The sequence below is a fragment of the Paracoccus sp. MBLB3053 genome (assembly GCF_031822435.1).
Lineage (GTDB): Bacteria > Pseudomonadota > Alphaproteobacteria > Rhodobacterales > Rhodobacteraceae > Paracoccus > Paracoccus aurantius.
In genome coordinates this window covers 606,099-629,409 of the sequence record NZ_JAVQLW010000001.1, presented here as the reverse complement: position 1 = coordinate 629,409, position 23,311 = coordinate 606,099, and the positions used below count along the sequence as shown (strand labels likewise).

Sequence of the window (23,311 nt, the reverse complement as noted above, 5' to 3'; positions counted from 1 at the left end):
GCGCGGCCTTCGTCAGTTGCCACCGCCGAGTTTCATCGCGACGATTCCGCTGATGATGAGAAGCGCGGCGATCAGGCGCAGCGGGGTGACTGCCTCGCCAAGAAAGGTGATCCCCAGCAGGAATGCACCGACTGCGCCGATCCCTGTCCAGATCGTGTAGGCCGTGCCCAGAGGAAGGCTGCGCATCGCAAGCGCGAGCAAAGCGAAACTGCCGAGCATCGTGACGAGGGTCACGATGCTGGGGACAAGAAGCGTGAAGCCGGCGGACTTCTTCATGGAATAGGCCCAGACGACCTCAAGAAGTCCTGCGATGATGAGAAAGAACCAAGCCATGCCTGATCTCCGTCGATAAGATCGGGCCGTCCCGCCTGGTCGCCGTGTGGGTGAGGTCGTCCTCGATCAAAGATATAGGGCGATGCGTGACGGGGGGCAAGTTATGCAAGCCCTGCTTAATGCCTGATGTCGAACGCATCTTGCCGCCTGACTGGCATTCGGCATCGCTTCGGGTGCCACAGAGCCGCGCGTTCGCAGAATGGTTTGACGCTTGGGCGAGAGTCGCGGCCTTTTGGTGGCAATCAGGGACATGATGGCGCTTGATAGCCTGGGCGCCCTGTTTTGGTAATGTGATGCCGGTCCCCATGGGCGTGAAACGAACGCCCGGTCTTTGCAGGTGGGAAAAGGAAACCTTGCCCGGCGCAAGGCATCAGCGTTGGTAAGGTTTGCTTTGGGCCTGCCTGGCCGCATACATCGCGGCGAGACGTCGCTTGTCCTGCTGCTTCTGGGTGGATTTCCGGCGGATGGTTCGTCTGCTGGGCACGTTTTGTCCTTGTAAATCTGAAGTGGATGAACCCCTCGGGCAACAAAATCACCCTCCGTGCGGGCAAACCGGCACGAATTGCGCGAAAACTGCCGCGCGTGGAGTATTTTGCGGGGGGGGGGCGTTGAAGGTGCGATCCGGCCATGCATAGGCCGGACCGCCAGGTCTGTACGTCAGGCGATAGCGAGATCGCGAGCGGACTCACGGCCGTCACGGCCGGATTCGATTTCGAAGGTCACGGCTTGGCCATCATTCAGGTGATTGATGCCAGCGCGCTCAAGCGCGGAGATGTGGACGAAGATGTCCTTGCCGCCGCTTTCCGGGGCGATGAAGCCGTAGCCTTTAGTTGCGTTGAACCATTTCACGGTGCCTTTGGCCATCGTGATGTCTCCTTGTGATAGATGTCGCCCACAATATGCGGCGACCTGGCTCAGTCAGATCGAAACGCAGACTGAAGCCGAACGGAGACAGGATGCTGAAAGAAATAACGTAGCCTCGGCAACATGGGCGCCGAGACCGGGGAAATCAAGGAGAGTCTGCCCGATCGAGCAAACGATCATGTCATCGCTGCAATGCAGCGACCCGGAAAGATCGGATTTCGTCGCACGCGGCGATCGCGAAAACGTCGCCTCCATCTGATCGGAATTCCTGCCCTGTCTCCTCTGCGCGGCCTGAGGATCCAAGGCGCCAGAACCTCGGCGACTAGGCCAGCAACTCTCTGAAATCAGTGAAGACCTGTTCATAGACCGAGCGTTTGAACGGGACGATGGACTGGAGCAGTTCGGCCGCCGGCATCCATTGCCAGCGGTCGAATTCGGGATGCTCCGTTTCGATCTTCACGTCGCTGTCCGAACCCAGAAAGCGCAGCGCGAGCCATTTTTGCTGCTGACCCCCGAAGCGCCCTTTCCAGACCTTTCCCAGCAGTTCGGCAGGCAGATCGTAGGTGACCCAGTCGGGGGATTCGGCCAGAACTTCGACCAGATTCGGCGGCACGCCGGTTTCCTCGACCAGTTCGCGCAGGGCGGCTTCGCGCGGGGATTCGCCCGCGTCTATCCCACCCTGCGGCATTTGCCAGGCATGTCCGGGATTGTCGATGCGCTGGCCGGCAAAGACGAGACCGTCGCCATTGATCAGCACGACCCCCGCACAAGGCCGGTAGGGCAGGCCGGACGGCCCCAGCAGCAGGTCGTTCATTGATTGACCGCGCCTTCGTCCGCTGCGTTTTCGCCCGTGACAGCGGGCTTCGCGCTTGCCGGCACGGCATCGGCGTGGAAGCTGACCGCTGACAGGCCCTTGAGGATGTCGACCGCATAGGCGAGCTGATAATCCTCGTCGCGCAGCTTGGCGGTGGCTTCGACCTGCTTGGCCTCTTCCTCGATCTGCTTGCGCTCTTCCTCGGTGATCGAATCGTTGTTCAACGCGCCGCGCAGATCAGCCTCCGAGTTCAGGAATTTGGATTCCGTCTTGGGCTCGTCGGTTTCGTCGGCGGGCTTCGGCGTGGGCTGCTGGACGATGATGTCGGGCTGGATGCCGAGCGACTGGATCGAGCGTCCGGACGGCGTGTAGTAACGCGCCGTGGTCAGGCGGATGGCGCTGTCTGCGGTGACCGGCATCACGGTCTGAACCGAGCCCTTGCCGAAGGATTTGGTGCCGACGACAATGGCACGGCGATGATCCTGAAGCGCGCCGGTGACGATTTCCGAAGCCGAGGCCGAGCCACCGTTGATCAGTACGACCATCGGCTTGCCTTCGGCAAGATCGCCCATCCGGGCATTCCAGCGTTCGCTTTCCTCGGGCTTGCGGCCGCGCGTCGACACGATCTCGCCCTTGTCGAGGAATGCATCCGAAACCTCGATCGCCTGGTTCAGCAAGCCGCCGGGATTGTTGCGCAGATCAAGGACGAATCCGGTGATCTTGTCCATGCCACCTGCATCCTTGATGGCCTTGGTCATCTCGGATTTCAGCGTATCCATGGTTTCGTCGTTGAAGGTCGAAACGCGCAGCACGACGGCATGGCCCTCGACGCGGGTCTTGACCACGGTCAGCTTGATCGTGTCGCGCACGATGGTCAGATCGAAGGGCTCCTGTTCACCCTCGCGCAGGATGGTGATCTTGATTTCGGACCCGACCGGGCCACGCATCTTCTCGACGGCCTCGTCAAGCGACATGCCCATCAGGGATTCGCCATTCACATGGGTGATGAAGTCGCCCGCCTTGACGCCTGCCTCGGCAGCCGGCGTATCGTCTATGGGCGAGATCACCTTGACGAGCCCGTCTTCCTGCCCGACCTCGATGCCCAGGCCGCCGAAGCTGCCGCGGGTCTGGGTCTGCATGTCCTCGTAATCCTTGGCCGACAGGAACGAACTGTGCGGATCGAGCGAGGTGAGCATGCCGTTGATGGCAGCTTCGATCAGTTCCTTGTCGTCGACCTGCTCGACGTAATCGGAACGGACGCGTTCGAAGACATTGCCGAACAGATCGAGCTGTTCGTAGATCGAAGCGTTCTTGCCGGTCTCCTGCGCGATGAGGGGACCTGCGAATTGCGTGACGACCGCTGCGCCCGCCAGAGTGCCGATCGCGCCGGCCAGAAGGTAGTTTTTCATTCGGTCGTTCCGTCCTGCCCGGTTGTGTTCTGGCCTATTGTGGTCTGGCTGGCCTCGCCCATGATGGGATTCATCACGAACCACTCCGCCGGGTCCAGAGTTTCCTTGCCCTTGCGGAGTTCAACATACAGTGTCTCGGTCTGTCCAGCGCCGCCTCCTATGGCTGCATTGGCAACGAATTCCGCGCCGAACTCTTCGGCCGAGGGTTCGCTTCCCCCCATCAGGCCAATCGGTTCGCCCGGGGCAACGACATCCCCGGTCTCTCCGAAGACCTGCCCCAACCCGGCAAATATCATCAGATAACCGCGCGCGGGTTCAACGATCATCACATTGCCGTAATCCAGCAAGGGCCCGCGATAGCGAATCGTCGCGGCCCAGGGTGAGGTGACAAGCGCGGCGGGCCCCGTGGCGATCACCAGGCCGGGACGCTCGACCCCAGCGGCGTCGGGCTCGTTATAGTGGCGCAGGACCTGACCCAGCACGGGTAGCCGCAGACTGCCCTGCGCGCCCTCGAAATCGGCCATCGGCGCGCCGACATCCTGCTCCATGCCGACAATGCCCGAGGCAAAGGCATCAAGCGTGTCTGCCGATTGCACCAGCGCTGTCAGCTCGGCCGGGTCCTCCCCGAAGCGGATCGGCATCTGCGAGCGGTCGGTGACGGCGGAGGCCAGCAGGCGGCGCGCTTCCTGAACCTGGGCAAGTCCCTGAGCCAGCGTATTGGCGGCGTTCAGTTGCAGCGTGCGGACGGTGCGGATTTCCTCGAGCTGCTTTTGCATCTCGGCGGCTTCGGCCTGCAGGCCGGGCGCGACAGACGACAACACCATGCCGGCGCGGGCCGAAGCTTCGGGGCCGGCAGGATGCAGCAGAAGCATCGTCTCGGGCGAATGCTGCATCGCGGTCATCACGCCGATGACGCGGCCAAGCGTGTCGCGCCGGGCGTCGAACTCGGCATGGATTTCCTGTTCGCGGATGCCGGCGCGGCGCAACCCGTCGCGCAGCGCGGAAAGGCCCTGCTCATAGGCGCGAATCATCTGGGTGAGCGAGGCGACCTGGTCTTCCTTGCTCAGCGCGTCGTCCAATTGCCCGGTCGCGTCGCGCAGCATGTCGGCTGCTTCGGCTGCTTCCTGCGCGGCCTGGCTTAGCTGCGCATTCTGCTGGGCCGAACTTGCCGGCTGGGCCGGCGCAACCGTCGCAAGGCCGGCTGCCAGAACGGCGGGCAGGACGAAACGCAGTTTCATGAGCGCTCGATCAGCGATGTGCCGGTCATCTCGGCCGGCTGGTCAAGGCCCATCAGGTCCAGAACGGTCGGCGCGACATCGGCAAGCCGACCGTCGCGCAGCACCGCATCCGAGGGCCCGCCATAGACGATGACTGGGACCGGGTTGACGGTATGGGCGGTATGCGCCCCGCCGGTCACGGGATCGACCATGGTTTCGCAATTGCCATGATCGGCGATCACGACCGCTGCGCCCCCGGCCTTTTCCAGTGCGTCGAACATCATGCCCAGGCCCTTGTCGACGGCCTCGACGGCGCGCACCGCGGCGGGCAGGCTGCCGGTATGGCCGACCATGTCGGGGTTCGCGAAGTTCACCACGATCAGGTCATAACCTGCCTCGATCGCCTCGACGAGCCTGGCGCTGACCTCGGGCGCGGCCATTTCCGGCGCCAGATCATAGGTCGCGACCTTCGGACTTGCCGGCATGAAGCGGTCTTCGCCCGGCTCGGGCGTTTCCTTGCCGCCGTTCAGGAAGAAGGTGACATGTGGGTATTTCTCGGTTTCGGCCAGACGGAACTGCGTCAGGCCCTTGGCCGCGACCCATGCCCCCAGCGTGTTCGTCACCTGCCGCTTGGGATAGGCGGCCCGCATGTATTCGTCGTGCTTCGCCGAATAGTCGACCATGCCCAGAAGCGCGGCCCATTTCGGCCGCTCGCCCGCGTCAAAGGCTTCGAAACCGGGCTGGCCGATCGCGGCAAGGATCTCGCGCGCGCGGTCGGCGCGGAAATTCAGGCAGAAGAAGCCGTCGCCGTCGCGCGCGCCTGTGTAACCGGAGATCACCGTGGGCTGGATGAATTCGTCGCTTTCGTCGCGCTGGTAGGATGCCTCTACCGCTGCCGCGGCATCGGCGGCCGCCAACCCCTCGCCCCGGACCATCGCGGCATAGGCGCGGCTGACGCGTTCCCAGCGGTTGTCACGGTCCATCGCGTAATAGCGGCCGATAACGGTTGCGACCGAGGCGCCTTCGGGCAGGCCCGCCAGCAGGTCGGCGATGAAGCCATCAGCCGATTTCGGGGGCACGTCGCGCCCATCGGTGATCGCATGGATCACCACCGGCACATGCTTTTCGGTGATCGCGCGGGCTGCTGCAAGGACATGCTGGATATGGCCATGCACGCCGCCGTCGGACACGACGCCCATGAGATGGGCCGTGCCGCCGCTGGATTTGAGCCGGGCCGCGAAATCCTCGATCTCGGGATTGGAGAAGAAGCTGCCATCCTCGATCGCCAGGTCGATCTGGCCCAGATCCATCGCGACGACCCGGCCAGCACCGATATTGGTGTGCCCAACCTCGGAATTGCCCATCTGACCGCGCGGCAGGCCGACATCCGGGCCAAAGGTGATCAGCGTGCCATGCGGGCAGTCTTGCATCAGACGGTCGAAATTCGGTGTATTGGCCTGATCCGGCGCGCTCTGCTCGGGGCGGGTGGAAATGCCCCAACCATCAAGGATGCAAAGGACGACAGGCTTCGGATGCGTCATGTGGGCCTCATTCACGGTCCCGACGCTTCTACGACCCTGCGTCGCGCGGGGCAAGTTCGGGGTGGGAATTGGCGGTTTCCTGCGGCGACCCGCTGCTTGCGCAGCGGGCAGCCGAGATCACGGCTTTCTCTTTCCCCTGATCTGCGGCAGAAAAATCCCAGACCGAACGGGGGGATGATGAGCGGCGAGCAGAAGCTGGAACGACTGCTGCGAAGCCTTTCGGCGCGGCTGATGGAGGGCGTCTACGTCTTTGCCACCTTGCCCGATAATGCAATTCCGCCGGATCTGACGCCCCGCATGGTCTTTCGCGAGTCCGAGGGCACGACCCTGATCCTCTTGCGATCAGAGGCCGAAGCGCATGGCATCGCCCATGAGTACCCCTGCCGGATGATCACGCTTGATGTACATTCGTCGCTGGAGGCCGTGGGGTTCATGGCCCATGTGACAGCCGCACTGGCGCGGCACGGCATGGGCGTAAACCCGGTGGCCGGCTATTACCACGACCACCTGTTCGTGCCCGATGGGCGAGAAAAAGAGGCGATGCGCGTCTTGGAACTGGTTGCGGCAGGCGGGGCCTGACCGGATCAGGCCCCGGTTTCAGCCGCGATCTCGGCGCGGGACTTGCGACCGCGCTCGGTTGCAGATTTCAGCTGGCCACAGGCGGCCATGATGTCCTCGCCGCGCGGGGTGCGGATCGGCGAGGCGTAACCGGCCTTGTGGACGATATCCGCGAATGCCTCGATGCGTTCCCAGCTGGAGCGCTTGTAGGCGACACCGGGCCATTCGTTAAAGGGGATCAGGTTGATCTTGGCCGGGATGCCGCGGATCAGCTTGACAAGACGGCGGGCATCCGCATCGCTGTCGTTCACGCCGTCGAGCATGACATATTCGAAGGTGATCCGCTCGCTGTTCGACAGGCGCGGATATTCGCGCAGCGCGTTCAGAAGCGTCTCGATGTTCCATTTCTTGTTCACCGGCACCAGCTTGTCGCGCACCTCGTCGGTGGTGGCGTGGAAGCTGACGGCCAGAAGGCAGCCGATTTCCTCGGCGGTCTTGGCGATTTCGGGGACGATGCCCGAGGTCGACAGCGTGATGCGGCGGCGCGACAGGCTGATGCCTTCGCCATCCATGACCACCTTCATCGCGTTGCGCACGTTCTCGAAATTGTACAGCGGCTCGCCCATGCCCATCAGCACGACGTTCGAGACAAGGCGCGTCTCGTCCTTGGGTTCGCCCTGCTTCGGCCATTCGCCCAGATCGTCGCGGGCGACCATCACCTGCCCGACGATTTCCCCCGCGGTCAGGTTGCGCACCAGTTTCTGGGTCCCGGTGTGGCAGAAGGAACAGGTCAGCGTGCAGCCGACCTGACTGCTGATGCAAAGCGTGCCGCGGCTTTCCTCGGGAATGTAGACGGTTTCGACCTCATGCCCCCCGGCGATGCGCAGCAGGTATTTGCGCGTGCCATCCGCCGAAACCTGGCGGGTGACGATTTCCGGCAGCGAGATCTCGAAACGCTCGGCCAGAAAGGCGCGGTAGTCCTTGGCCAGGTTGGTCATCTGCGCGAAATCGCGCACGCCCCAGTGATAGACCCATTGCCAGATCTGACCCACGCGCATCTTGGCCTGCTTTTCGGGCGTGCCAGCTTCGATCAGCGCATCGCGCAGCTCATCGCGGGTCAGGCCGACGATGTTCTTCAGCGCCGCTTCGGGCAGCTTGCGCGGTATGGTCAACAAGTCCTGAGTGATCGGGGCGGTCATGGCTAGGGGATCCGGGCGACTGGGGGAAGGCAGCTATATAGGGTAAATGCGCCAAAAAGAAAACAGGGGCGCAGGCCCCTGTTTCACCGAATCTGACAGAATTGCCGCTCTGTCAGCTTATTTGCAGCTTTCCTGCGCCTTGTTCGTCATCGCGGTGATGCCCGAAAGGCTGAACGTGTCCTTGGTGACGGTGCCGCGGGCCGAACGGCCGGTGACGATGGCCGAAGAGCCCGCGCGCAGCGCCGAGACGATTTTCGTGTCTTCCGAAGGCGATGCTGCCCATGCGCTTTCGCCTTCGGTGAACAGCTTGAAGTTCTGGCCACCGATGTTCAGCTCGACCGCGGAATCCGGGGCAAAGGGATAGCCGCCGGTAAAGGACACTTCGCCCGACTGGCCCGGCCGATAGGCGACGTAAAGGCGGATGTCGCCGCGCGTCACTTCCTTGGCATTGCCGTTCGAGTCGGTATTGCGCGTCTCTTTCGGGGCGGAAACTGCCCAGCATTCCTTGGGGTTGTTTGCCGAAAATGCCGTCCAGTCACCTGCAGTCCCGATCGGGGAGTCCGTGCCCTGAGCGAGCGCGGCGCTGGATAGGGTAATTGCGAAAAGGGTGGCTGCCGCCGCCACGCGCGGCGCGGATTTCAACATGCTCTGGCCTCCTGCCATTGTCCGGTTTATCCGGGCTTGTTGCCGATGTCGGTGGTGCTTTCAACCCAACTGGCGACAGGATAATGCGAAAACCAGTTGCTAAAAAAGCCCCGTTTCAGGAAAATCGCGCGAATGTCAGGGAAAAAACATTCATGACCGCCGCCCATCTGATCGAGATCTGGCGCGGCGGGCTGCTGGAAAGCAAACATCGCGGCCATCTGGTCATTGCGGACGCAGATGGCATCGTCGAGGCATGGGGTGATCCCGCCAGCGTGATCTTTCCGCGCTCGTCCTGCAAGATGATCCAGTCCCTGCCTCTTGTCGAAAGCGGTGCGGCCGATGCGGCAGGGCTTGGCTCTGAACAACTTGCCTTGGCCTGCGCGAGCCACAATGGCGGGCAAATCCACACGAATCGCGTCGAGGCATGGCTCTCGGCGCTGGGGCTTTCCGAAGCCGACCTGCGCTGCGGCAGCCACATGCCGAGGGATCGCGACGAGAACAAGCGCCTGACCTGCTCCGAAACGTCGCCCTGCCAGTTGCACAACAACTGCTCGGGCAAGCATGCTGGCTTTCTCACGCTCAACCAGCATCTGGGCGGCAGCGCGGAATATGTCGAAATCGACCATCCGGTCCAGCAGGCCGTCCGCGCCGCTTTCGAAGAGGTGACGGGGGAAAGATCGGCCGGATGGGGCGTTGACGGATGCTCGGCCCCGAACTTCGCCTGTTCGGTCGAGGGGCTTGCGCGGGCGATGGCAGGTTTTGCCAATCCGGGTGCCGGCATCCGGGGCGAGGCGCAGAGGCGTCTGGTCGAGGCGATGATCGCCCATCCCGAACTGGTTGCGGGCGAGGGCCGTGCCTGCACCGAACTGATGCGCGCCACGGGTGGGCGGGCCGCGCTGAAGACCGGGGCAGAAGCCGTCTTCGTCGGCATCCTGCCCGATCTGGGCCTGGGCGTCGCGCTGAAGATCGAGGATGGCAGCACCCGCGGGGCCGAGGCCGCGATCGCGGCTGTGCTGATCCATCTGGGGCTTCTCGACGAATCCTCGCTTGCCGCGCGTCGCTTCCTGACCGGCCAGCAAAGCAATTGGCGCGGAAAGATCACCGGTGAGTTGCGGCGCGCAGAGGGTTTCCCGCGATAGGTGAGACCTCGACGAATCGTGTGCCGCCCATGCTGGGGCAAGCGCGGCCGGATTGCACGACTGCTGCGCAGCCATGCGGCGGCGTTTGGCGACATTGCGCGCAAAAGTAGATCAGTCCGGGTGAAATATCCGCCGAGCGGCGCGCAGGGCGCTTTCGCTGCGTCGCAGCAGCGTCATGTCTGTGGCATAAGTATGTTTACACCACGCTCGGTCTGAAATCCTGCAAGGAGTTCTGCAATGGCGACCCTGTCCTATCAGAAATACGCCGTGATCTACGCCAACATGCTCGCCGATATCGCCGATACGCTCGACGATCAGCTTGATCGGCTTGATTCCCTGGACGCCGAAGAAGGCACGATGGGCAATGACAGCCTTTACGGCACGAACAAGGACGATGCCCTGTTCGGCCTTGCCGGCAATGACGACATCTATGCCAAGAAAGGTTCGGATTTTGTCCTGGGGGGCACCGGGGACGACCAGGTCTGGGGCGGAGAGGGGGATGATTTCCTGTTCGGCGATGCGGGCAATGACAAGATCTGGGGCCAGGCCGGCAATGACTTCATCTATGGCGCCTCGGCCAATGACACGATCTTCGGTGGGACCGGCAATGACAGCCTGTTTGGCGGCGAGGGCAACGACCGCCTGCGCGGCGAGGATGGGCGCGATTCGATCCATGGCGATTACGGCAACGACTACCTCACCGGCGACGCTGGCAAGGATACGCTGCACGGCGATTATGGCGACGATACACTCAGCGGCGGGGCCGGGGATGACCGGCTCTTCGGGGGGTGGGGCCATGACGCCTTCGTCTTCGACGGCGGCAAGGACGCCATCCGCGATTTTGAAACCGGCCTGCGCGCCGATGGCAGCGAAACCGGGGCGCCTGCCGAATCCGTGACCATCAATATCGACGGCATCGACAATTACGCCGAGTTGATGGCCGTGGCGACACAGGACGGCAAGGACGTGATCTTCGATTTCGGTGATGGCGACCGGCTGGCGCTCAGGGGTGTGCCGATCGACCAGCTCGACTCCTCGATGTTCGATTTCGTCTAGGCCGGTCTCAGATCAGTTGCCAGATCAGCCGCAGCGCCAGCGCCGATGAGGTGATGACCAGCAGCGGCTTGATCACGCGTGACCCGACGCGGATGGCAAGCCGCGCGCCCAGTCGGGCGCCGGCGATCTGGGCGATCGCCATCGCTCCGCCAAGCAACCATAGCGGCTTTCCGACCATGGCGAAGGCAACGAGCCCGCCCAGGTTCGAGGCGAAGTTCAAAAGCTTGGTATGTGCCGTGGCCTTCAGCACGCCGTATCCCGCCAGCATCACGAAACCCAGCATGAAGAAGGCGCCCGTGCCGGGGCCGAGCAGCCCGTCGTAAAAACCGATGGCCGGAACGAATGTGGCCGTGAAGACCAACGGGGACATGCGCCGTTCGCGGTCGGTGTCGTTCAGGCCGGGCTTCAGCGCGAAGAAGATGGCGATGGCGATCAGCAGGACCGGCAGGCCATATTTCAGCACATCCGTCGGCAGGTAGCTGACCAACATTGCCCCGGTCAGCCCGGCTGCAAAAGCCACCAGGGCCGCGCCGGTCTGGGCGCGCAGATCGACAAGCCCGCTGCGGGCATAGGAAAGCGCGGCCGTTCCTGCGCCAAAGACACCCTGCACCTTGTTCGTCGCCAAGGCCTGCGCCGGCGGCAGGCCGGCAAGCAGCAGGGCCGGGATGGTGATCAGCCCGCCCCCGCCCGCGATCGAATCGATGAAGCCAGCCGCAAAGGCCGCCCCGACAAGGAAAATCACGAGATCAAGGGATAGGTCGAACATCCGGCCCTATTGCGACCGGGCAGGGGGAAAGTAAAGGCGTCAGCCGCGGGGATGCGCGGCGCGGTAGACGGCCAGCAGATGGGCGTCATCCACACCCGTATACACCTGAGTCGTCGAAAGGCTGGCATGGCCCAGCAATTCCTGGATGGTACGCAGGTCACCCCCGGCGGCAAGCAGGTGGGTGGCGAAGGAATGACGCAACGCGTGTGGCGTCGCGGTGGCGGGCAGGCCCAGCGATTGGCGCATCTGTCGCATCGCCCCGCCCAGCACCGTGGGGTTCAGCCTGCCGCCTCGGGCGCCGCGAAAAAGCGGCGCGTCGCTTTCAAGGGGAAAGGGACAGAGCCGCAAATATTCCGCGATGGCATCACGGGCGACCGGCAGAACGGGCACCTGCCGTTCCTTCTGGCCCTTGCCGCGGATGGTCAGCGCCTCGCGCAATGGCCAGTCCGCGCCATCAAGTTGCAGCGCCTCGGAAATCCGCAACCCGCAGCCGTAAAGCAGCGTCAGCACCGCCGCATCCCGTGCCGCGATCCATGGTTCTGGATGGGCATCCGCCGCGAGCTCCAGCAGCGCCTGCGCCTGGTCGGGCGCAAGCGGACGTGGCAGCGAGCGGGTGAATTTCGGCCCGCGCGAGGCAAGCGCCTTCGAGGCGTCGAAGCCGTGCCGGTCGGACATCCAGCGGATGAAGCTGCGCACCGCCGAAAGCCTGCGCGCCAGCGATCGGGCCGACAGGCCCCGCGCGCGTTCGGCGGCGGCAAAGGAACGCATTTCGGATTGGGTCAGGTTGCCCAATGTGGCGGGCAAGGCGGGGGCGCCGAAATGGCCGCCAAGGAAAGAAAGGAAGGCCAGCAGGTCGGCCTGATAGGCCCGGATCGTGTGGTCTGATCGGTCGCGCGCGGCGCGTTCGCTGTCGAGCCAGCGCGCAAGCTGGTCGGCCATCAGGGGGGCCAGTGCCAAGGGCTCGGCCCCGCCGCTCATTCGCGCAGCCAGGAAATCAGGACAAGCCGGAAGGTCTGGCCAAAGAAGCGCAGCAGGTCCGTGCCATGCGCGGGGCTGAACCGGGCGATATCTGCCGACCCCATCAGCAGCAGCGCCGGGAACCGACCCGGGCCCAGGTCGATGGGCAGCAGCGCCTCCGAGCGGATCGGTGCGCGCGCCTCGCCATGATGGGGCAGGGTCTGTTCGGCCACGCGGCGCAGGATGATGTCATCGCCACGCGGGGCGCGACGCCCGCCCGAGATCAGCTCGGCAACGGTGCCGCCGGGAACGATGCTGAGCGACCCGGCAACCTCGCGGGGTGGCTCGGTTGAACCGGATTCCATGATCAGGCGCAGGGTTTCGACCCGCAGGATGGGCGCGACGGAAGATTCGAGATTTTCAAGGAAAGCCTCGAAATCCATCGGCTCCAGCAGCGACAGAACCGCGCGGTGGATGGTGTTCATCCCCGACTGATTCTCGAAGGCGGTCGAGATCACCGTTTCGTGGGTGGCTTCCAGGCGGTCAAGGCGCGTTTCCAGCGCCTCCATCGCCCGGCCGCGGATGTCGACGACATTGTCGCCGAAATCCGCCTCGCGCGCGCCGATCAGCGCGCGCATCAGGTCGCGGTCCGAAAGGATCAGCTCGGGCCGGGCCAGCAGCCGGGCGCGCAGATCCTCGGGAAGGTCGACGGCCTGATCCTCGGACATCAGCCGATCTTCTGGCCGGTCTTGGCCCAGTCGGCGTCGAATTGCGCCAGGCCCTTGTCGGTCAGGACGTGATTCGCCATCGCCTTGATGACGGCGGGCGGCGCGGTGATGACATCGGCGCCGACGCGGGCGGCGTCGGTGATATGGTTCACCGAGCGGATCGAGGCCGCAAGGATCTCGGTCTTGAAGTCGAAATTGTCATAGATCTGGCGGATGTCCTCGATCAGCTGCATGCCGTCGAGGTTGATGTCGTCCAGACGGCCGATGAAGGGGCTGATGAAGGTCGCGCCGGCCTTGGCGGCGAGGATCGCCTGCGCTGCGCTGAAGCACAGCGTCACGTTGACCATGTGGCCTTCGGACGACAGCGCCTTGCAGGCCTTGAGCCCGTCCCAGGTCAGCGGAACCTTGACGGTGATGTTCGAGGCGATCTCGGCGAGGTGCTTGCCTTCGCGGATCATGTCCTCGGCGCCTTTCGCGACGACCTCGGCGCTGACCGGACCTTCGACGATGTCGCAGATCTCCTTGGTCACTTCGATGATGTCGCGGCCCGACTTCAGGATCAGCGAGGGGTTGGTGGTGACACCATCGACCATGCCCAGGTCGTTGAGTTCACGGATGGCGGCGGTGTCGGCGGTATCGACGAAGAATTTCATGGCAAATGCCCTTGTTCACGGGGTTTGGTTCGGGTTTAGCCGATAAACCCCGCCGGGTGAAGTCCGGGCGGGGCGGCTTGCGACCGACGGACGCCGCGTGCCACTATCCGGCCACGCTGCGCCGGAGAATGCCGTGACGACCCTGCCCATCAAGCCCGCCTCCGCCTGAGCGCATGGACCGGCCGCTTTTCTATCCCCATGGCGCGCGGATCGCGGTGCTGACGCAGGAAGTCGTCGGCATCCTCGACTATCTCGCGCCCGAAGGCGGCGTGCGGCTGGGCCAGCTTGTTGTCGTGCCCTTGGGGCCGCGTCGCGTCATGGGCGCGGTCTGGGGGCCGGGCATTGGCGATTTCGACATGGCAAAGCTGCGGCCCGTCGCGCGGCTGATCGATGCCCCGCCCCTGCAGCCCGAGATGATCGAGTTCCTGACCCGGATGGGCGAATATACCCTGACGCCCTTGCCCTCGATGCTGCGTATGGCGACGCGCGCACCGGATCTGGATCAGCCGCCCTCGGCCCGGCGCGTGATCCACCGCGCGGGTCCCGAGCCCGAGCGGATGACCGATGCCCGCGCCGCCGTGCTGCGCGTGATCGACGATCACGGCGGGGCCGGTTTCGCGCCCGGCGAACTGGCGCAGCTTGCGGGCGTCAGCTCCGGCGTGGTGCAGGGCCTCGTCAAGGCCGGCACGCTGGCCGAAACGCTTGCGCCGCGCGACACGCCCTATGCCAGGCTCGATCCCGATCTGCCCGGGAAGCCCCTTGCGCCGGATCAGGCCGATGCCGCGCAGCAATTGCGCGACGCGCTGGGCGGGCGGCGCTACGGCACGACCCTGCTGCGCGGCGTCACCGGCTCGGGCAAGACCGAGGTCTACCTGGAGGCCGTCGCGGAATGCCTGCGGCAGGGCCGGCAGGCGCTGGTCCTGCTGCCGGAAATCGCGCTGTCCTCGGAATTCCTGTCGCGGGTCGAGGCGCGGTTCGGTGCGCGCCCCGGCGAATGGCACAGCGGCATCACCCGGACGGAGCGCCGCCGGTTGTGGACCATGGCGGCGACGCACCATGTCGGCATGGTCGTGGGCGCGCGCTCGGCCTTGTTCCTGCCCTTTGCCGATCTGGGCCTTATCGTCGTCGATGAAGAACATGACAGCTCCTACAAGCAGGAGGATGTCGTCTTCTACAGCGCCCGCGACATGGCGGTGCTGCGCGCCTCGGTCGCGGGGGCGCAGGTGGTGCTGGCCTCGGCCACGCCCTCGCTGGAAAGCTGGGTGAATGCGGGGGCGGGGAAATATGCCCGCATCGACCTGCGCGCGCGCTATGGCACGGCGGAGCTGCCCGAGATGGGCGCGATCGACCTGCGCAAGCAGGAGATGGAGAAGGGCCGCTGGATCAGCCCGCGCCTCGCCGCCGAGATCCGCGCGCGCAAGGAGCGGGGCGAACAGTCGCTTCTGTTCCTGAACCGGCGCGGCTATGCGCCGATCACCGCATGCCGGGCCTGCGGCCAACAGGTCGGCTGCGATCAATGCGATGCACGCATGGTCGAGCACCGCTTCCAGAACCGGCTTGTCTGTCACCAATGCGGCGAGACGAAGCCGGTGCCTGTCGCCTGCCCAAGCTGCGGCGTCGAGGGCAGGATGACCGCCATCGGCCCCGGCGTCGAGCGTCTGGCCGAGGAGGTCGCCGAGCGCTTCCCCGAGGCGCGGTCGACGGTGCTCAGCTCCGACTTGTTCCATTCGGCCCGTGCCCTGAAGGCCGCCATTGCGGAAATCAGCGAGGGCGAGACGGATATCATCATCGGCACGCAGATCGTCGCCAAGGGCCACAATTTCCCGCGCCTGACGCTTGTGGGCGTGATCGACGCCGATCTCGGGCTGCAGGGCGCAGACATGCGCGCGGCCGAACGCAGCTTCCAGCTGATGCGCCAGGTCGCCGGGCGTGCGGGGCGCGAAGGCGGAGATGCGCGGGGGCTCGCGCTCTTGCAGACCCACCAGCCCGAGCATCCGGTGATCCGCGCGATTCTCTCGGGCGAGGATGAGGAGTTCTGGGATGCCGAGGCGATGCAGCGCCAGGGGGCGGGGATGCCGCCCTATGGCCGGCTAGCAGGGATCATCCTGTCCCATCCCGACCAGCCCGTGGTCGAAGACTACGCCCGCGAACTGGCCCGCCGCGCCGAGCCGCTGCGCGCCATCGGGGCCGAGCTTTGGGGGCCTGCTCCGGCTCCGATCGCGCGTGTCCGGGCCCGCTACAGGGTGCGCATGCTTATCCGCGCGTCACGTCAGGCCCCGGTGCAGCAGGCCATCTCGCAATGGCTGGCCCATGCGCCGAAAGCGCCTGCGAACCTGCGCCTTTCCGTCGATATCGACCCGCAAAGCTTCTTCTGACTTTGGGTCATGTCAAAAACAATCGCCCATGATCGCTGCCGATCATGGGCGGAAACTCGTTGAAAAATCGTTTCGGCCTTGCGGTCTTCGGACCCTGTCGCCCGGCCCACCACGGCTCAACATTCAACATCGCACAAGATAACATCGCGAGCGACAGGATCGCACACGATATAAAACGCGCGGGAAAGAATGTCAATGCTTGCGATAATATCGCGAACGATATAAATTCATCCCATGACACAGGACATGCCTTGCCCCCCGTCGCCCGAAGCCGAGATCCCGGGTCTGGATGACCAGCTTTGCTTCGCGACCTATTCGGCGGGGCTGGCCTTCAACCGGGTCTATCGCCACCAGCTCGACCGGCTCGGGCTGACCTTTCCGCAATATCTCGTCATGCTGGCGCTTTGGGACCGGGATGGGGTGACCATCGGCCAGCTTGGGGAAAAGCTGTTTCTGGAAACCAATACCCTGACGCCGATGCTCAAGCGGCTTGAATCGATGGGTCTCCTCAGTCGGCAGCGTGACAGCGCGGATGAACGAAGGGTGTTGATCAGCCTCACCGACAAAGGGCGCGACATGCATTCCGGCGTGGGCGAGATCATGCGCTGCGTGGCCGAGGCGGCGGGTTTTCCCCGCGACAAGTTGACCAGCCTGACGCGCGACATGCAGTTGCTGCGCCAGCACCTGAACGATTACGCGGCCAAGGCCTCGCGCTAAAGACCGTTGCGGTCCAGGATTCCGCCCAGCACCCCGGCCAGCCGGTCGGCCCACAGGATCTGTCCCGCCTCGTCCTCGATCAGATCGTTGCAGATCTCGATCAGCACGTTCGGGCGGCCATGCGCCAGGGCGTGACGGTCGATCGAATCGCCCTCCAGGTGGCCGGAATAGGGTTCGTTGTCGCCGGTGATCCAGCCTTCGTCGCGGCATTCGCGGATAAGCGCGGGGCCAAGTCTTTCATCGCGATGCGAATACAAGACGCCCACGGCCCAGGGCCTGCGCGGGCGCCCGCGCAATTGCCGGGTAAAGCTGTGAATGGCGCAGATCGCCCGGCGCGGATGGCGTGCCGCCAGCCCGGCATAGGCCTCGTGATAGGGCCGGTAAAGCAGGTTCAGCCGCCGATCGCGTTCGGCTTCATCCATGCGGCGATTGGCCGGAATGACGGTGCCGTCATAGATCCGCATCAGCAAGGTCGGATCGTCCTCGCCGCGATTGGGGTCGATCACCAGGCGCGAGAAATTCGACAGGATCGCCGGGGCATCCAGCCGCTCGGCCAACATCCGCGCCAGCCCCGCCGCCCCGATGTCAAAAGCGATGTGGCGGCCCATATCCTCGGGCGCGATTCCCAGATCGCTGCCATTGATCCAGTCGGGGACGCGATTCGTCGCATGGTCGCAGGTGATCAGCCAGCGCGAGGGCCGATCGCTTCCGAAAATCGTGTAAGCCGTTGCCGTCATGGTTCCTTCGCCTTGCATGGGGCAATCTTTAGTGCAAGCCCCGAGCCTTGCGCCAGTTGCCGCGAGGCCACGCTTGGGTCTATACAGCGTTCGCTAGCGCAAACACGACGGGAGAGACGGATGAGACGGCATCGCAAGGTCAAGATCGTGGCAACACTCGGCCCAGCCTCCAGCGACTTCGCCACCATCCGGGCGCTGTTCGAGGCCGGGGCGGACGTGTTCCGGCTGAACATGAGCCATGGCTCGCACGAAGAACAGCGCGCCCGCTACGACATCATTCGCCGGGTCGAGGCCGAATCGGGCCGCCCGATCGCGGTGCTCGCGGACCTTCAGGGGCCGAAGCTGCGGGTCGGCACCTTTGCCGAAGGGCCGCTTGACCTGCAGGACGGACAGAGCTTCCGCTTTGATCTGGACGAGAGGCCGGGCGATATCCACCGTGTCCAGCTGCCCCATCCCGAGATCTTCGCAGCGCTGGAAGCCGGTGCCGAGCTTCTGGTCAATGACGGCAAGATCCGCCTGACGGTCGAAAGCTGCGGCGCGGACTTCGCCGATTGCGTGGTGACGGCGGGCGGGCCGATCTCGAACCGCAAGGGCGTGAACGTGCCCGACGTGGTGCTGCCGCTGGCCGCGCTGTCCGAAAAGGACCGCGACGATCTGGAATTCGCCTGCGAGATGGGCGTGGACTGGCTTGCGCTCAGCTTCGTGCAGCGCCCGGAAGACGTGATCGAGGCGCGCAAGCTCGCAAAGGGCCGCGCCGCAATCATCTCGAAGATCGAGAAACCCGCCGCCGTGCGGGCCTTCTCGGAAATCCTCAAGGTCTCGGACGGGATCATGGTGGCGCGCGGCGATCTTGGCGTCGAACTGCCGGTCCATTCCGTGCCGCCGATCCAGAAGCGCCTGACCCGTGCCTGCCGCGCCGCGGCAAAGCCCGTGATCGTCGCGACCCAGATGCTGGAATCGATGATCGAAAGCCCGATGCCGACCCGCGCCGAGGTCTCGGACGTGGCCACCGCGATCTACGAGGGCGCCGACGCGATCATGCTTTCGGCCGAAAGCGCGGCCGGCGCCTATCCGGTCGAGGCCGTGGCGACCATGGACAATGTCGCCCGCTCGGTCGAATCCGATCCGACCTATCGCGAGGTCATCGAAAGCTCGCGTGCCGCCAAGCGCCAGACCGTGGCCGATGCGATCGTGGCCGCCGCGCGAGAGATCGCCGAGACGACGGACATTTCCGCGATCTGCGCCTTTACCGAATCGGGCACGACCGCGAGCCTCGTCGCGCGTGAAAAACCGCGCGTGCCGATCATCGCCATGTCTTCGGAGACGGCCACGCTGCGCCGGCTCTGCCTGACCTGGGGCACGCATTGCGTGCTGACCCCCTCGCTCGAACGCTTCAAGCAGGCCGTGGTCAATGCCGCCAAGGCGGCGCGGGATTTCGGTTTTGCCGACGAAACGAACCAGATCGTCGTCATGGCGGGCGTGCCGTTCAACCAATCGGGCACGACGAATATCTTGCGCATCGCGCCCTGTGACGAACGCTTGATCTATCGCACCGATCCGGAATAAGCCTTTGATCGCAATGAATCCGGGCGAGGGGGCCATTCGATGATCGACATCCTGCTGCTTGGCGGCGTGGCGCTTTGCGCGCTTTCGGTCCTGTTGGCGATCATCGCGGTCGCTCAGACTCGCGCGCCGCGTGGGGCAGCGGTCGCGCTGGTGCTGGGCCTTGTGGCGCTTTTTGCCGGAAGCCTGCTCGACAGCCGACCCCTTGGTCTCGACACGCTGGCGCAGTCCTGGCATCGGCTGCAAAGCGGCGAAAGCTTCTACGCGCCGATCCCCCCCGAAGCGCCGGCAGAAGCACCGGCAGAAGCTCCGTCAGAAGTTCCGGCAGAAGCACCGGCAGAAGCTCCGGCAGAAAGCTCTGCCGAGCCCCCCGCCGAAGCACCGGTCGAAGCCCCGGCCGAAACCCCGGCACCGGCCGAGGGCCAGACGGGTCAATAGGGCTTGCCTTTTCGTGCGCGTCCCCGTATAGGGCGCGCTTCCACCCGCGCGGCCGGCCGACATGGCATTGCCGAGTCGTGCGTTCACTCTGACCGCAAGGAGAGTAAAATGCCGAAGATGAAGACAAAAGCGGCCGCCAAAAAGCGGTTCTCGTTCACGGCCTCGGGCAAAGTGAAAGCTGGCCCGGCCGGCAAGCGCCACGGCATGATCAAGCGCTCGACGAAATTCATCCGCGACGTGACCGGGACGATGATCCTGTCCGATGCGGACGCGAAGATCGTCAAGAAATACATGCCGTACAACCGCTAAGGAGAACCAGACATGGCACGAGTCAAATCGGGTAAAGTCACCCACGCCCGCCACAAGAAGGTTCTTGACGCGGCGAAAGGCTATTACGGCAACCGTTCGCGCAACTTCCGCACCGCGACCCAGGCTGTCGACAAGGCCAACCAATACGCGACCCGCGACCGCAAGAACCGCAAGCGCAACTTCCGCGCCCTGTGGATCCAGCGCATCAACGCCGCCGTCCGCGCGGTCGATGCCGAAATGACCTATTCGCGTTTCATCGCTGCCCTGGCGAAAGCCGGCATCGAGGTGGATCGCAAGGTTCTGGCCGACCTGGCCGTGCACGAGCCGGAGGCTTTTGCCGCCGTCGTCGCACAAGCCAAGGCCGCTGCCTGATCCGGACCCGTTCCGGACCGCCGAAAAAAGGCGAAACGTGATGAAACCCGCACCCGAGGTGCGGGTTTTTTCGTGCATGGACGATCTCGCCGCACCCCACCAGACAAGCCGCAGATCACGTTATCCTGCCCGCGTGACGCTGGGCCGCAGGCCCCTGGGCGTGATCGGCTCGGCGCTCACGGCGCGGCGCAACGTCCTGGAGCTGATCCCGGAAATCGCGACGCGCCAGCCGATGGTGTCGGGGCGCACCGGCAAGCGCTGGCACATGGTGATGGACCCCGAAGCCCTGCGCATCGTGCTCAAGGACCGGGTCGAGGACTATCCCAAGTCGATCGTGACCAAGCTGCTGCTCGAGCCGGCGATCGGCCAGTCGCTTTTCGTGGCCGAGGGGGCGCATTGGCGCTGGCAGCGCCGCGCCGCGGCCCCCGCCTTCGCGCAGCGCCATGTCGAGGCGCTGGCACCGGTGATGACGGCCAGCGCCGAGGCCAGCGCGCGCCGCCTGGCCGCCGCCAGCGGCCCGGTCGACGTCTTTGCCGAAACCGTCGCGGCGACCTTCGAGGTGATCTCGGATGTCACCTTCTCGGGCAGCGAGGGTTTCGACCGCGATGCCGTCCACCAGGCGATCGACGCCTATATCGCCAGCTCGGCGCGGCTTTCGGTGCTGGACATCCTGGGCCTTCCGGGCTGGGTGCCAAGGCCGGGGCGGCTGTTTTCCGGCCGTGACCTGCGACGGATGAAGCGGGTGGCCGATGACGCGATCCGCGCGCGCGCGCGCTCGGGTCCGCGCGAGGTGCCCGATCTTCTGGACCTGCTCCGCGCCGGGCAGGACCCCGAAACCGGCCGCGCCATGGCCGAGGGCGAGCTGCGCGACAACCTGTTGACCTTCATCGTGGCCGGGCACGAGACGACGGCCCTGACGCTGGCCTGGGCGCTCTATCTCGTGGCCTTCGATCCCGGGGTGCAGGACCGCGCGGCCATCGAGGCCCGCGCGGTCCTGGGCGCACGCGCCGCCACCGCGGCCGATGTTGCGCGCCTGCCCTATACCCGCCAGATCGTCGACGAGACGCTGCGCCTTTATCCACCCGCGGCCTTCCTGTCGCGCACCTCGCGCATCCACGACCGGCTGGGCGGGCGCGAGGTCAGGCCGGGCGACACGATCATGCTGCCGATCTATGCGCTGCATCGCCATCACATGCTGTGGGATGATCCCGACCGCTTCGATCCCGATCGTTTCGCCGCCGATTGCGACCGCGATCGCTATGCCTTCCTGCCCTTCGGGGCCGGGCCGCGGATCTGCATCGGCGCAAGCTTCGCCATACAGGAGGCGGTGATCATCCTTTCGACGCTGCTTGCGCGGCTGCGTTTCGATCTGGCAGGAGCTGCCCCCGAACCGCGCATGATCCTGACACTTCGGCCACATGGCGGGGTAAGGCTGCGGGTCGAGGCGCGCTAATTCTTGCGGGCTTGCCTGCGTGACCGCACAATCACGGGCATGTAACAGGAGCAAGCCCATGACTGCGATCATCGACTTCCTGAACACCATCTTCTGGGGATATGTGCTGATCTACGGCCTGCTGGCGGTCGGGATCTTCTTCACCATCCGCCTCGGGTTCATCCAGATCCGGCATTTCGGCGAGATGTTCCGATGCGTGCTCGGCTCGCGCGCGGGGGACAAGGACGGGATCTCGCCGTTCCAGGCGCTGACCATCAGCCTCGCCTCGCGCGTCGGCACCGGAAATATCGCGGGTGTCGCGGTCGCGATCACGCTGGGGGGGCCGGGCGCGATCTTCTGGATGTGGATGGTCGCGCTGGTCGGCATGGCCACCGCCTATTCCGAATCGACCCTGGCCCAGCTTTACAAGGATCACGGGCCGGGCGGCATGTATCGCGGGGGGCCGGCCTATTACATCCAGAAAGGGCTGGGGCAGGGCTGGCTTGCGGCGATCTTCGCGGTCGCGCTGATCCTTGCCTTCGGGCTCATCTTCAACGCCGTGCAGTCGAATTCGATCGCCGAGGCGGTGTCGGGGGCCTTCGGGGTGAACAAGGCGATCGTCGGCATCGTCATCGCGGCGCTGACCGGGATCATCATCTTCGGCGGCATCCCGCAGATCGCGCGGGTCGCGGAATTCGTCGTGCCCTTCATGGCGGGGATCTACCTGCTCGCGGCGGCCTGGGTGCTCATCACCCATATCACGCAGGTGCCGGGCATCATCGGCCATATCATCGCCTCGGCCCTTGGCTGGCAGGAGGCGGCGGGCGGCGCCGCGGGCGGTTTCGCGGCGGCAATGCTGAACGGGGTGAAGCGCGGGCTCTTCTCGAACGAGGCCGGCATGGGCTCGGCCCCGAACATCGCGGCCGTGGCGGTGCCCGCGCCGCACCACCCGTCCAGCCAGGGCTTCGTCCAAGCGCTTGGCGTCTTCATCGACACGCTGCTGGTCTGCACGGCCACGGCGGTCATGATCCTGCTTTCGGGGGCGATCCCTTCGGCGGAACTGACCGGCGTCGCACTGACCCAGGCCGCGCTTGGCGAGCATTTCGGCAATTTCGGCCATTACTTCGTGGCGGTCGCGATCTTCTTCTTCGCCTTCACCTCGATCATCGGGAACTATGCCTATGCCGAGAACGCGATCATCTACCTTGGCCATGGCCATATGAGCGTGGTGACGGGCCTGCGCGTCGCGGTCATGGCGATGGTGATCTGGGGTGCGATCCAGACGGTGCAGACCGTCTTCGACTTCGCAGATGCCTCGATGGGGCTGATGGCGACGATCAACCTGATCGCGATCGTTGCGCTGTCGGGCACCATCGCCTATGTCACGCGCGATTACCTTCGCCAGCGCGCGGCGGGGCAGGAGCCGACCTTCCATGTCGCCGACCATCCCGAGATCGCGCCGGGCGTGAACCGCGAGATCTGGAAGTAA

General features: G+C 64.9%; 24 protein-coding genes. 11 read left to right on the top strand and 13 right to left on the bottom strand.

Going from position 1 to position 23,311, the window contains the following annotated elements; genetic code table 11:
* Window positions 1–12: 12 nt before the first annotated feature.
* The 6 genes from RGQ15_RS03140 to gpmI all read right to left on the bottom strand — a co-directional run bounded on the left by RGQ15_RS03140 (window position 13) and on the right by gpmI (window position 6,178).
* Window positions 13–333, bottom strand: coding sequence for a DMT family transporter (locus tag RGQ15_RS03140; RefSeq protein WP_311158761.1), 321 nt, complete (start codon window positions 331–333; stop codon window positions 13–15).
* A gap of 657 nt (window positions 334–990) precedes the next feature.
* Window positions 991–1,197: a cold-shock protein gene (locus RGQ15_RS03135; protein ID WP_311158760.1), complete on the bottom strand. Its 207-nt coding sequence runs from the start codon at window positions 1,195–1,197 to the stop codon at window positions 991–993.
* 322 nt (window positions 1,198–1,519) lie between these two features.
* Window positions 1,520–2,011, bottom strand: a complete 492-nt coding sequence (locus RGQ15_RS03130) for an RNA pyrophosphohydrolase (protein ID WP_311158759.1) — start codon at window positions 2,009–2,011, stop codon at window positions 1,520–1,522.
* A complete protein-coding gene (locus tag RGQ15_RS03125; protein WP_311158758.1) occupies window positions 2,008–3,420 on the bottom strand; it encodes a S41 family peptidase in 1,413 nt (470 codons plus the stop codon). The genes RGQ15_RS03130 and RGQ15_RS03125 overlap by 4 nt, the downstream gene beginning before the upstream one ends.
* Window positions 3,417–4,658, bottom strand: coding sequence for a murein hydrolase activator EnvC family protein (locus RGQ15_RS03120; RefSeq protein ID WP_311158757.1), 1,242 nt, complete (start codon window positions 4,656–4,658; stop codon window positions 3,417–3,419). Before RGQ15_RS03120 ends, RGQ15_RS03125 begins: the two co-directional genes overlap by 4 nt.
* Entirely contained in the window at window positions 4,655–6,178 is a 1,524-nt protein-coding gene (gene gpmI, locus RGQ15_RS03115) for a 2,3-bisphosphoglycerate-independent phosphoglycerate mutase (protein ID WP_311158756.1), read from the bottom strand. The genes RGQ15_RS03120 and gpmI overlap by 4 nt, the downstream gene beginning before the upstream one ends.
* A gap of 177 nt (window positions 6,179–6,355) precedes the next feature.
* Here gpmI and RGQ15_RS03110 point away from each other — a divergent pair, with 177 nt between their 5' ends.
* Entirely contained in the window at window positions 6,356–6,757 is a 402-nt protein-coding gene (locus RGQ15_RS03110; RefSeq protein WP_311158755.1) for an ACT domain-containing protein, read from the top strand.
* A 5-nt stretch (window positions 6,758–6,762) separates the two neighbouring features.
* On the opposite strand, the gene rlmN is transcribed toward RGQ15_RS03110, so the two are convergent.
* On the bottom strand, window positions 6,763–7,935 hold the full coding sequence (gene rlmN / locus RGQ15_RS03105; RefSeq protein WP_311158754.1) for a 23S rRNA (adenine(2503)-C(2))-methyltransferase RlmN: 1,173 nt from the start codon (window positions 7,933–7,935) through the stop codon (window positions 6,763–6,765).
* A gap of 117 nt (window positions 7,936–8,052) precedes the next feature.
* Window positions 8,053–8,580 carry an invasion associated locus B family protein gene (locus tag RGQ15_RS03100; protein WP_311158753.1) on the bottom strand — a complete coding sequence of 176 codons (528 nt, stop codon included), beginning with the start codon at window positions 8,578–8,580 and terminating at the stop codon, window positions 8,053–8,055.
* 152 nt (window positions 8,581–8,732) lie between these two features.
* On the opposite strand from RGQ15_RS03100, the gene RGQ15_RS03095 reads away from it, so the two are divergent.
* On the top strand, window positions 8,733–9,719 hold the full coding sequence (locus RGQ15_RS03095; protein WP_311158752.1) for an asparaginase: 987 nt from the start codon (window positions 8,733–8,735) through the stop codon (window positions 9,717–9,719).
* A 237-nt stretch (window positions 9,720–9,956) separates the two neighbouring features.
* Complete coding sequence (locus tag RGQ15_RS03090; RefSeq protein ID WP_311158751.1) at window positions 9,957–10,775, top strand: calcium-binding protein; 819 nt, start codon at window positions 9,957–9,959, stop codon at window positions 10,773–10,775.
* Window positions 10,776–10,782: 7 nt separating this feature from the next.
* Here the strand turns inward: RGQ15_RS03090 and RGQ15_RS03085 are convergent, their stop codons facing one another.
* From RGQ15_RS03085 to fsa, 4 genes are read right to left on the bottom strand one after another with little or no spacing between them, the layout of a single operon-like run.
* Window positions 10,783–11,541 (bottom strand): TSUP family transporter, encoded by a 759-nt coding sequence (locus RGQ15_RS03085; RefSeq protein WP_311158750.1) that lies wholly within the window; start codon window positions 11,539–11,541, stop codon window positions 10,783–10,785.
* A 39-nt stretch (window positions 11,542–11,580) separates the two neighbouring features.
* Window positions 11,581–12,519, bottom strand: a complete 939-nt coding sequence (locus tag RGQ15_RS03080; protein ID WP_311158749.1) for a tyrosine recombinase XerC — start codon at window positions 12,517–12,519, stop codon at window positions 11,581–11,583.
* Window positions 12,516–13,226 carry a DUF484 family protein gene (locus RGQ15_RS03075; RefSeq protein WP_311158748.1) on the bottom strand — a complete coding sequence of 237 codons (711 nt, stop codon included), beginning with the start codon at window positions 13,224–13,226 and terminating at the stop codon, window positions 12,516–12,518. Before RGQ15_RS03075 ends, RGQ15_RS03080 begins: the two co-directional genes overlap by 4 nt.
* Window positions 13,226–13,879, bottom strand: a complete 654-nt coding sequence (gene fsa, locus RGQ15_RS03070) for a fructose-6-phosphate aldolase (protein WP_311158747.1) — start codon at window positions 13,877–13,879, stop codon at window positions 13,226–13,228. Before fsa ends, RGQ15_RS03075 begins: the two co-directional genes overlap by 1 nt.
* A gap of 173 nt (window positions 13,880–14,052) precedes the next feature.
* Here fsa and RGQ15_RS03065 point away from each other — a divergent pair, with 173 nt between their 5' ends.
* Together RGQ15_RS03065 and RGQ15_RS03060 are read left to right on the top strand one after the other, a co-directional pair.
* Window positions 14,053–16,254, top strand: a complete 2,202-nt coding sequence (locus RGQ15_RS03065) for a primosomal protein N' (protein ID WP_311158746.1) — start codon at window positions 14,053–14,055, stop codon at window positions 16,252–16,254.
* A gap of 246 nt (window positions 16,255–16,500) precedes the next feature.
* On the top strand, window positions 16,501–16,971 hold the full coding sequence (locus tag RGQ15_RS03060) for a MarR family winged helix-turn-helix transcriptional regulator (RefSeq protein ID WP_311158745.1): 471 nt from the start codon (window positions 16,501–16,503) through the stop codon (window positions 16,969–16,971).
* Here RGQ15_RS03060 and RGQ15_RS03055 read toward each other — a convergent pair.
* Complete coding sequence (locus RGQ15_RS03055) at window positions 16,968–17,708, bottom strand: N-formylglutamate amidohydrolase (protein WP_311158744.1); 741 nt, start codon at window positions 17,706–17,708, stop codon at window positions 16,968–16,970. The two genes, RGQ15_RS03060 and RGQ15_RS03055, sit on opposite strands and share 4 nt — an antisense overlap.
* A 120-nt stretch (window positions 17,709–17,828) precedes the next feature.
* Between RGQ15_RS03055 and pyk the strand changes: the two genes are divergently transcribed.
* From pyk to RGQ15_RS03025, 6 genes are all read left to right on the top strand, one after another.
* On the top strand, window positions 17,829–19,274 hold the full coding sequence (pyk, locus tag RGQ15_RS03050; RefSeq protein WP_311158743.1) for a pyruvate kinase: 1,446 nt from the start codon (window positions 17,829–17,831) through the stop codon (window positions 19,272–19,274).
* Between the two features lie 39 nt (window positions 19,275–19,313).
* On the top strand, window positions 19,314–19,709 hold the full coding sequence (locus tag RGQ15_RS03045; RefSeq protein ID WP_311158742.1) for a hypothetical protein: 396 nt from the start codon (window positions 19,314–19,316) through the stop codon (window positions 19,707–19,709).
* Between the two features lie 108 nt (window positions 19,710–19,817).
* A complete protein-coding gene (gene rpmI, locus RGQ15_RS03040) occupies window positions 19,818–20,018 on the top strand; it encodes a 50S ribosomal protein L35 (RefSeq protein ID WP_020949155.1) in 201 nt (66 codons plus the stop codon).
* Between the two features lie 12 nt (window positions 20,019–20,030).
* The gene (gene rplT / locus RGQ15_RS03035) at window positions 20,031–20,390 is read left to right on the top strand and encodes a 50S ribosomal protein L20 (RefSeq protein ID WP_142663468.1); all 360 of its coding nucleotides are present in this window, start codon (window positions 20,031–20,033) and stop codon (window positions 20,388–20,390) included.
* A 76-nt stretch (window positions 20,391–20,466) separates the two neighbouring features.
* Window positions 20,467–21,843, top strand: coding sequence for a cytochrome P450 (locus tag RGQ15_RS03030; RefSeq protein ID WP_311161024.1), 1,377 nt, complete (start codon window positions 20,467–20,469; stop codon window positions 21,841–21,843).
* A gap of 58 nt (window positions 21,844–21,901) precedes the next feature.
* Window positions 21,902–23,311, top strand: a complete 1,410-nt coding sequence (locus RGQ15_RS03025; protein WP_311158740.1) for an alanine/glycine:cation symporter family protein — start codon at window positions 21,902–21,904, stop codon at window positions 23,309–23,311.

What these genes read in the sequence shown, in the direction of transcription:
- RGQ15_RS03140 (WP_311158761.1), bottom strand. Translation starts at nt 333, where the DNA reads ATGGCTTGGTTCTTTCTCATCATCGCAGGACTTCTTGAGGTCGTCTGG.
- RGQ15_RS03135 (WP_311158760.1), bottom strand. Translation starts at nt 1,197, where the DNA reads ATGGCCAAAGGCACCGTGAAATGGTTCAACGCAACTAAAGGCTACGGC.
- RGQ15_RS03130 (WP_311158759.1), bottom strand. Translation starts at nt 2,011, where the DNA reads ATGAACGACCTGCTGCTGGGGCCGTCCGGCCTGCCCTACCGGCCTTGT.
- RGQ15_RS03125 (WP_311158758.1), bottom strand. Translation starts at nt 3,420, where the DNA reads ATGAAAAACTACCTTCTGGCCGGCGCGATCGGCACTCTGGCGGGCGCA.
- RGQ15_RS03120 (WP_311158757.1), bottom strand. Translation starts at nt 4,658, where the DNA reads ATGAAACTGCGTTTCGTCCTGCCCGCCGTTCTGGCAGCCGGCCTTGCG.
- gpmI (WP_311158756.1), bottom strand. Translation starts at nt 6,178, where the DNA reads ATGACGCATCCGAAGCCTGTCGTCCTTTGCATCCTTGATGGTTGGGGC.
- RGQ15_RS03110 (WP_311158755.1), top strand. Translation starts at nt 6,356, where the DNA reads ATGAGCGGCGAGCAGAAGCTGGAACGACTGCTGCGAAGCCTTTCGGCG.
- rlmN (WP_311158754.1), bottom strand. Translation starts at nt 7,935, where the DNA reads ATGACCGCCCCGATCACTCAGGACTTGTTGACCATACCGCGCAAGCTG.
- RGQ15_RS03100 (WP_311158753.1), bottom strand. Translation starts at nt 8,580, where the DNA reads ATGTTGAAATCCGCGCCGCGCGTGGCGGCGGCAGCCACCCTTTTCGCA.
- RGQ15_RS03095 (WP_311158752.1), top strand. Translation starts at nt 8,733, where the DNA reads ATGACCGCCGCCCATCTGATCGAGATCTGGCGCGGCGGGCTGCTGGAA.
- RGQ15_RS03090 (WP_311158751.1), top strand. Translation starts at nt 9,957, where the DNA reads ATGGCGACCCTGTCCTATCAGAAATACGCCGTGATCTACGCCAACATG.
- RGQ15_RS03085 (WP_311158750.1), bottom strand. Translation starts at nt 11,541, where the DNA reads ATGTTCGACCTATCCCTTGATCTCGTGATTTTCCTTGTCGGGGCGGCC.
- RGQ15_RS03080 (WP_311158749.1), bottom strand. Translation starts at nt 12,519, where the DNA reads ATGAGCGGCGGGGCCGAGCCCTTGGCACTGGCCCCCCTGATGGCCGAC.
- RGQ15_RS03075 (WP_311158748.1), bottom strand. Translation starts at nt 13,226, where the DNA reads ATGTCCGAGGATCAGGCCGTCGACCTTCCCGAGGATCTGCGCGCCCGG.
- fsa (WP_311158747.1), bottom strand. Translation starts at nt 13,879, where the DNA reads ATGAAATTCTTCGTCGATACCGCCGACACCGCCGCCATCCGTGAACTC.
- RGQ15_RS03065 (WP_311158746.1), top strand. Translation starts at nt 14,053, where the DNA reads ATGGACCGGCCGCTTTTCTATCCCCATGGCGCGCGGATCGCGGTGCTG.
- RGQ15_RS03060 (WP_311158745.1), top strand. Translation starts at nt 16,501, where the DNA reads ATGCCTTGCCCCCCGTCGCCCGAAGCCGAGATCCCGGGTCTGGATGAC.
- RGQ15_RS03055 (WP_311158744.1), bottom strand. Translation starts at nt 17,708, where the DNA reads ATGACGGCAACGGCTTACACGATTTTCGGAAGCGATCGGCCCTCGCGC.
- pyk (WP_311158743.1), top strand. Translation starts at nt 17,829, where the DNA reads ATGAGACGGCATCGCAAGGTCAAGATCGTGGCAACACTCGGCCCAGCC.
- RGQ15_RS03045 (WP_311158742.1), top strand. Translation starts at nt 19,314, where the DNA reads ATGATCGACATCCTGCTGCTTGGCGGCGTGGCGCTTTGCGCGCTTTCG.
- rpmI (WP_020949155.1), top strand. Translation starts at nt 19,818, where the DNA reads ATGCCGAAGATGAAGACAAAAGCGGCCGCCAAAAAGCGGTTCTCGTTC.
- rplT (WP_142663468.1), top strand. Translation starts at nt 20,031, where the DNA reads ATGGCACGAGTCAAATCGGGTAAAGTCACCCACGCCCGCCACAAGAAG.
- RGQ15_RS03030 (WP_311161024.1), top strand. Translation starts at nt 20,467, where the DNA reads ATGGACGATCTCGCCGCACCCCACCAGACAAGCCGCAGATCACGTTAT.
- RGQ15_RS03025 (WP_311158740.1), top strand. Translation starts at nt 21,902, where the DNA reads ATGACTGCGATCATCGACTTCCTGAACACCATCTTCTGGGGATATGTG.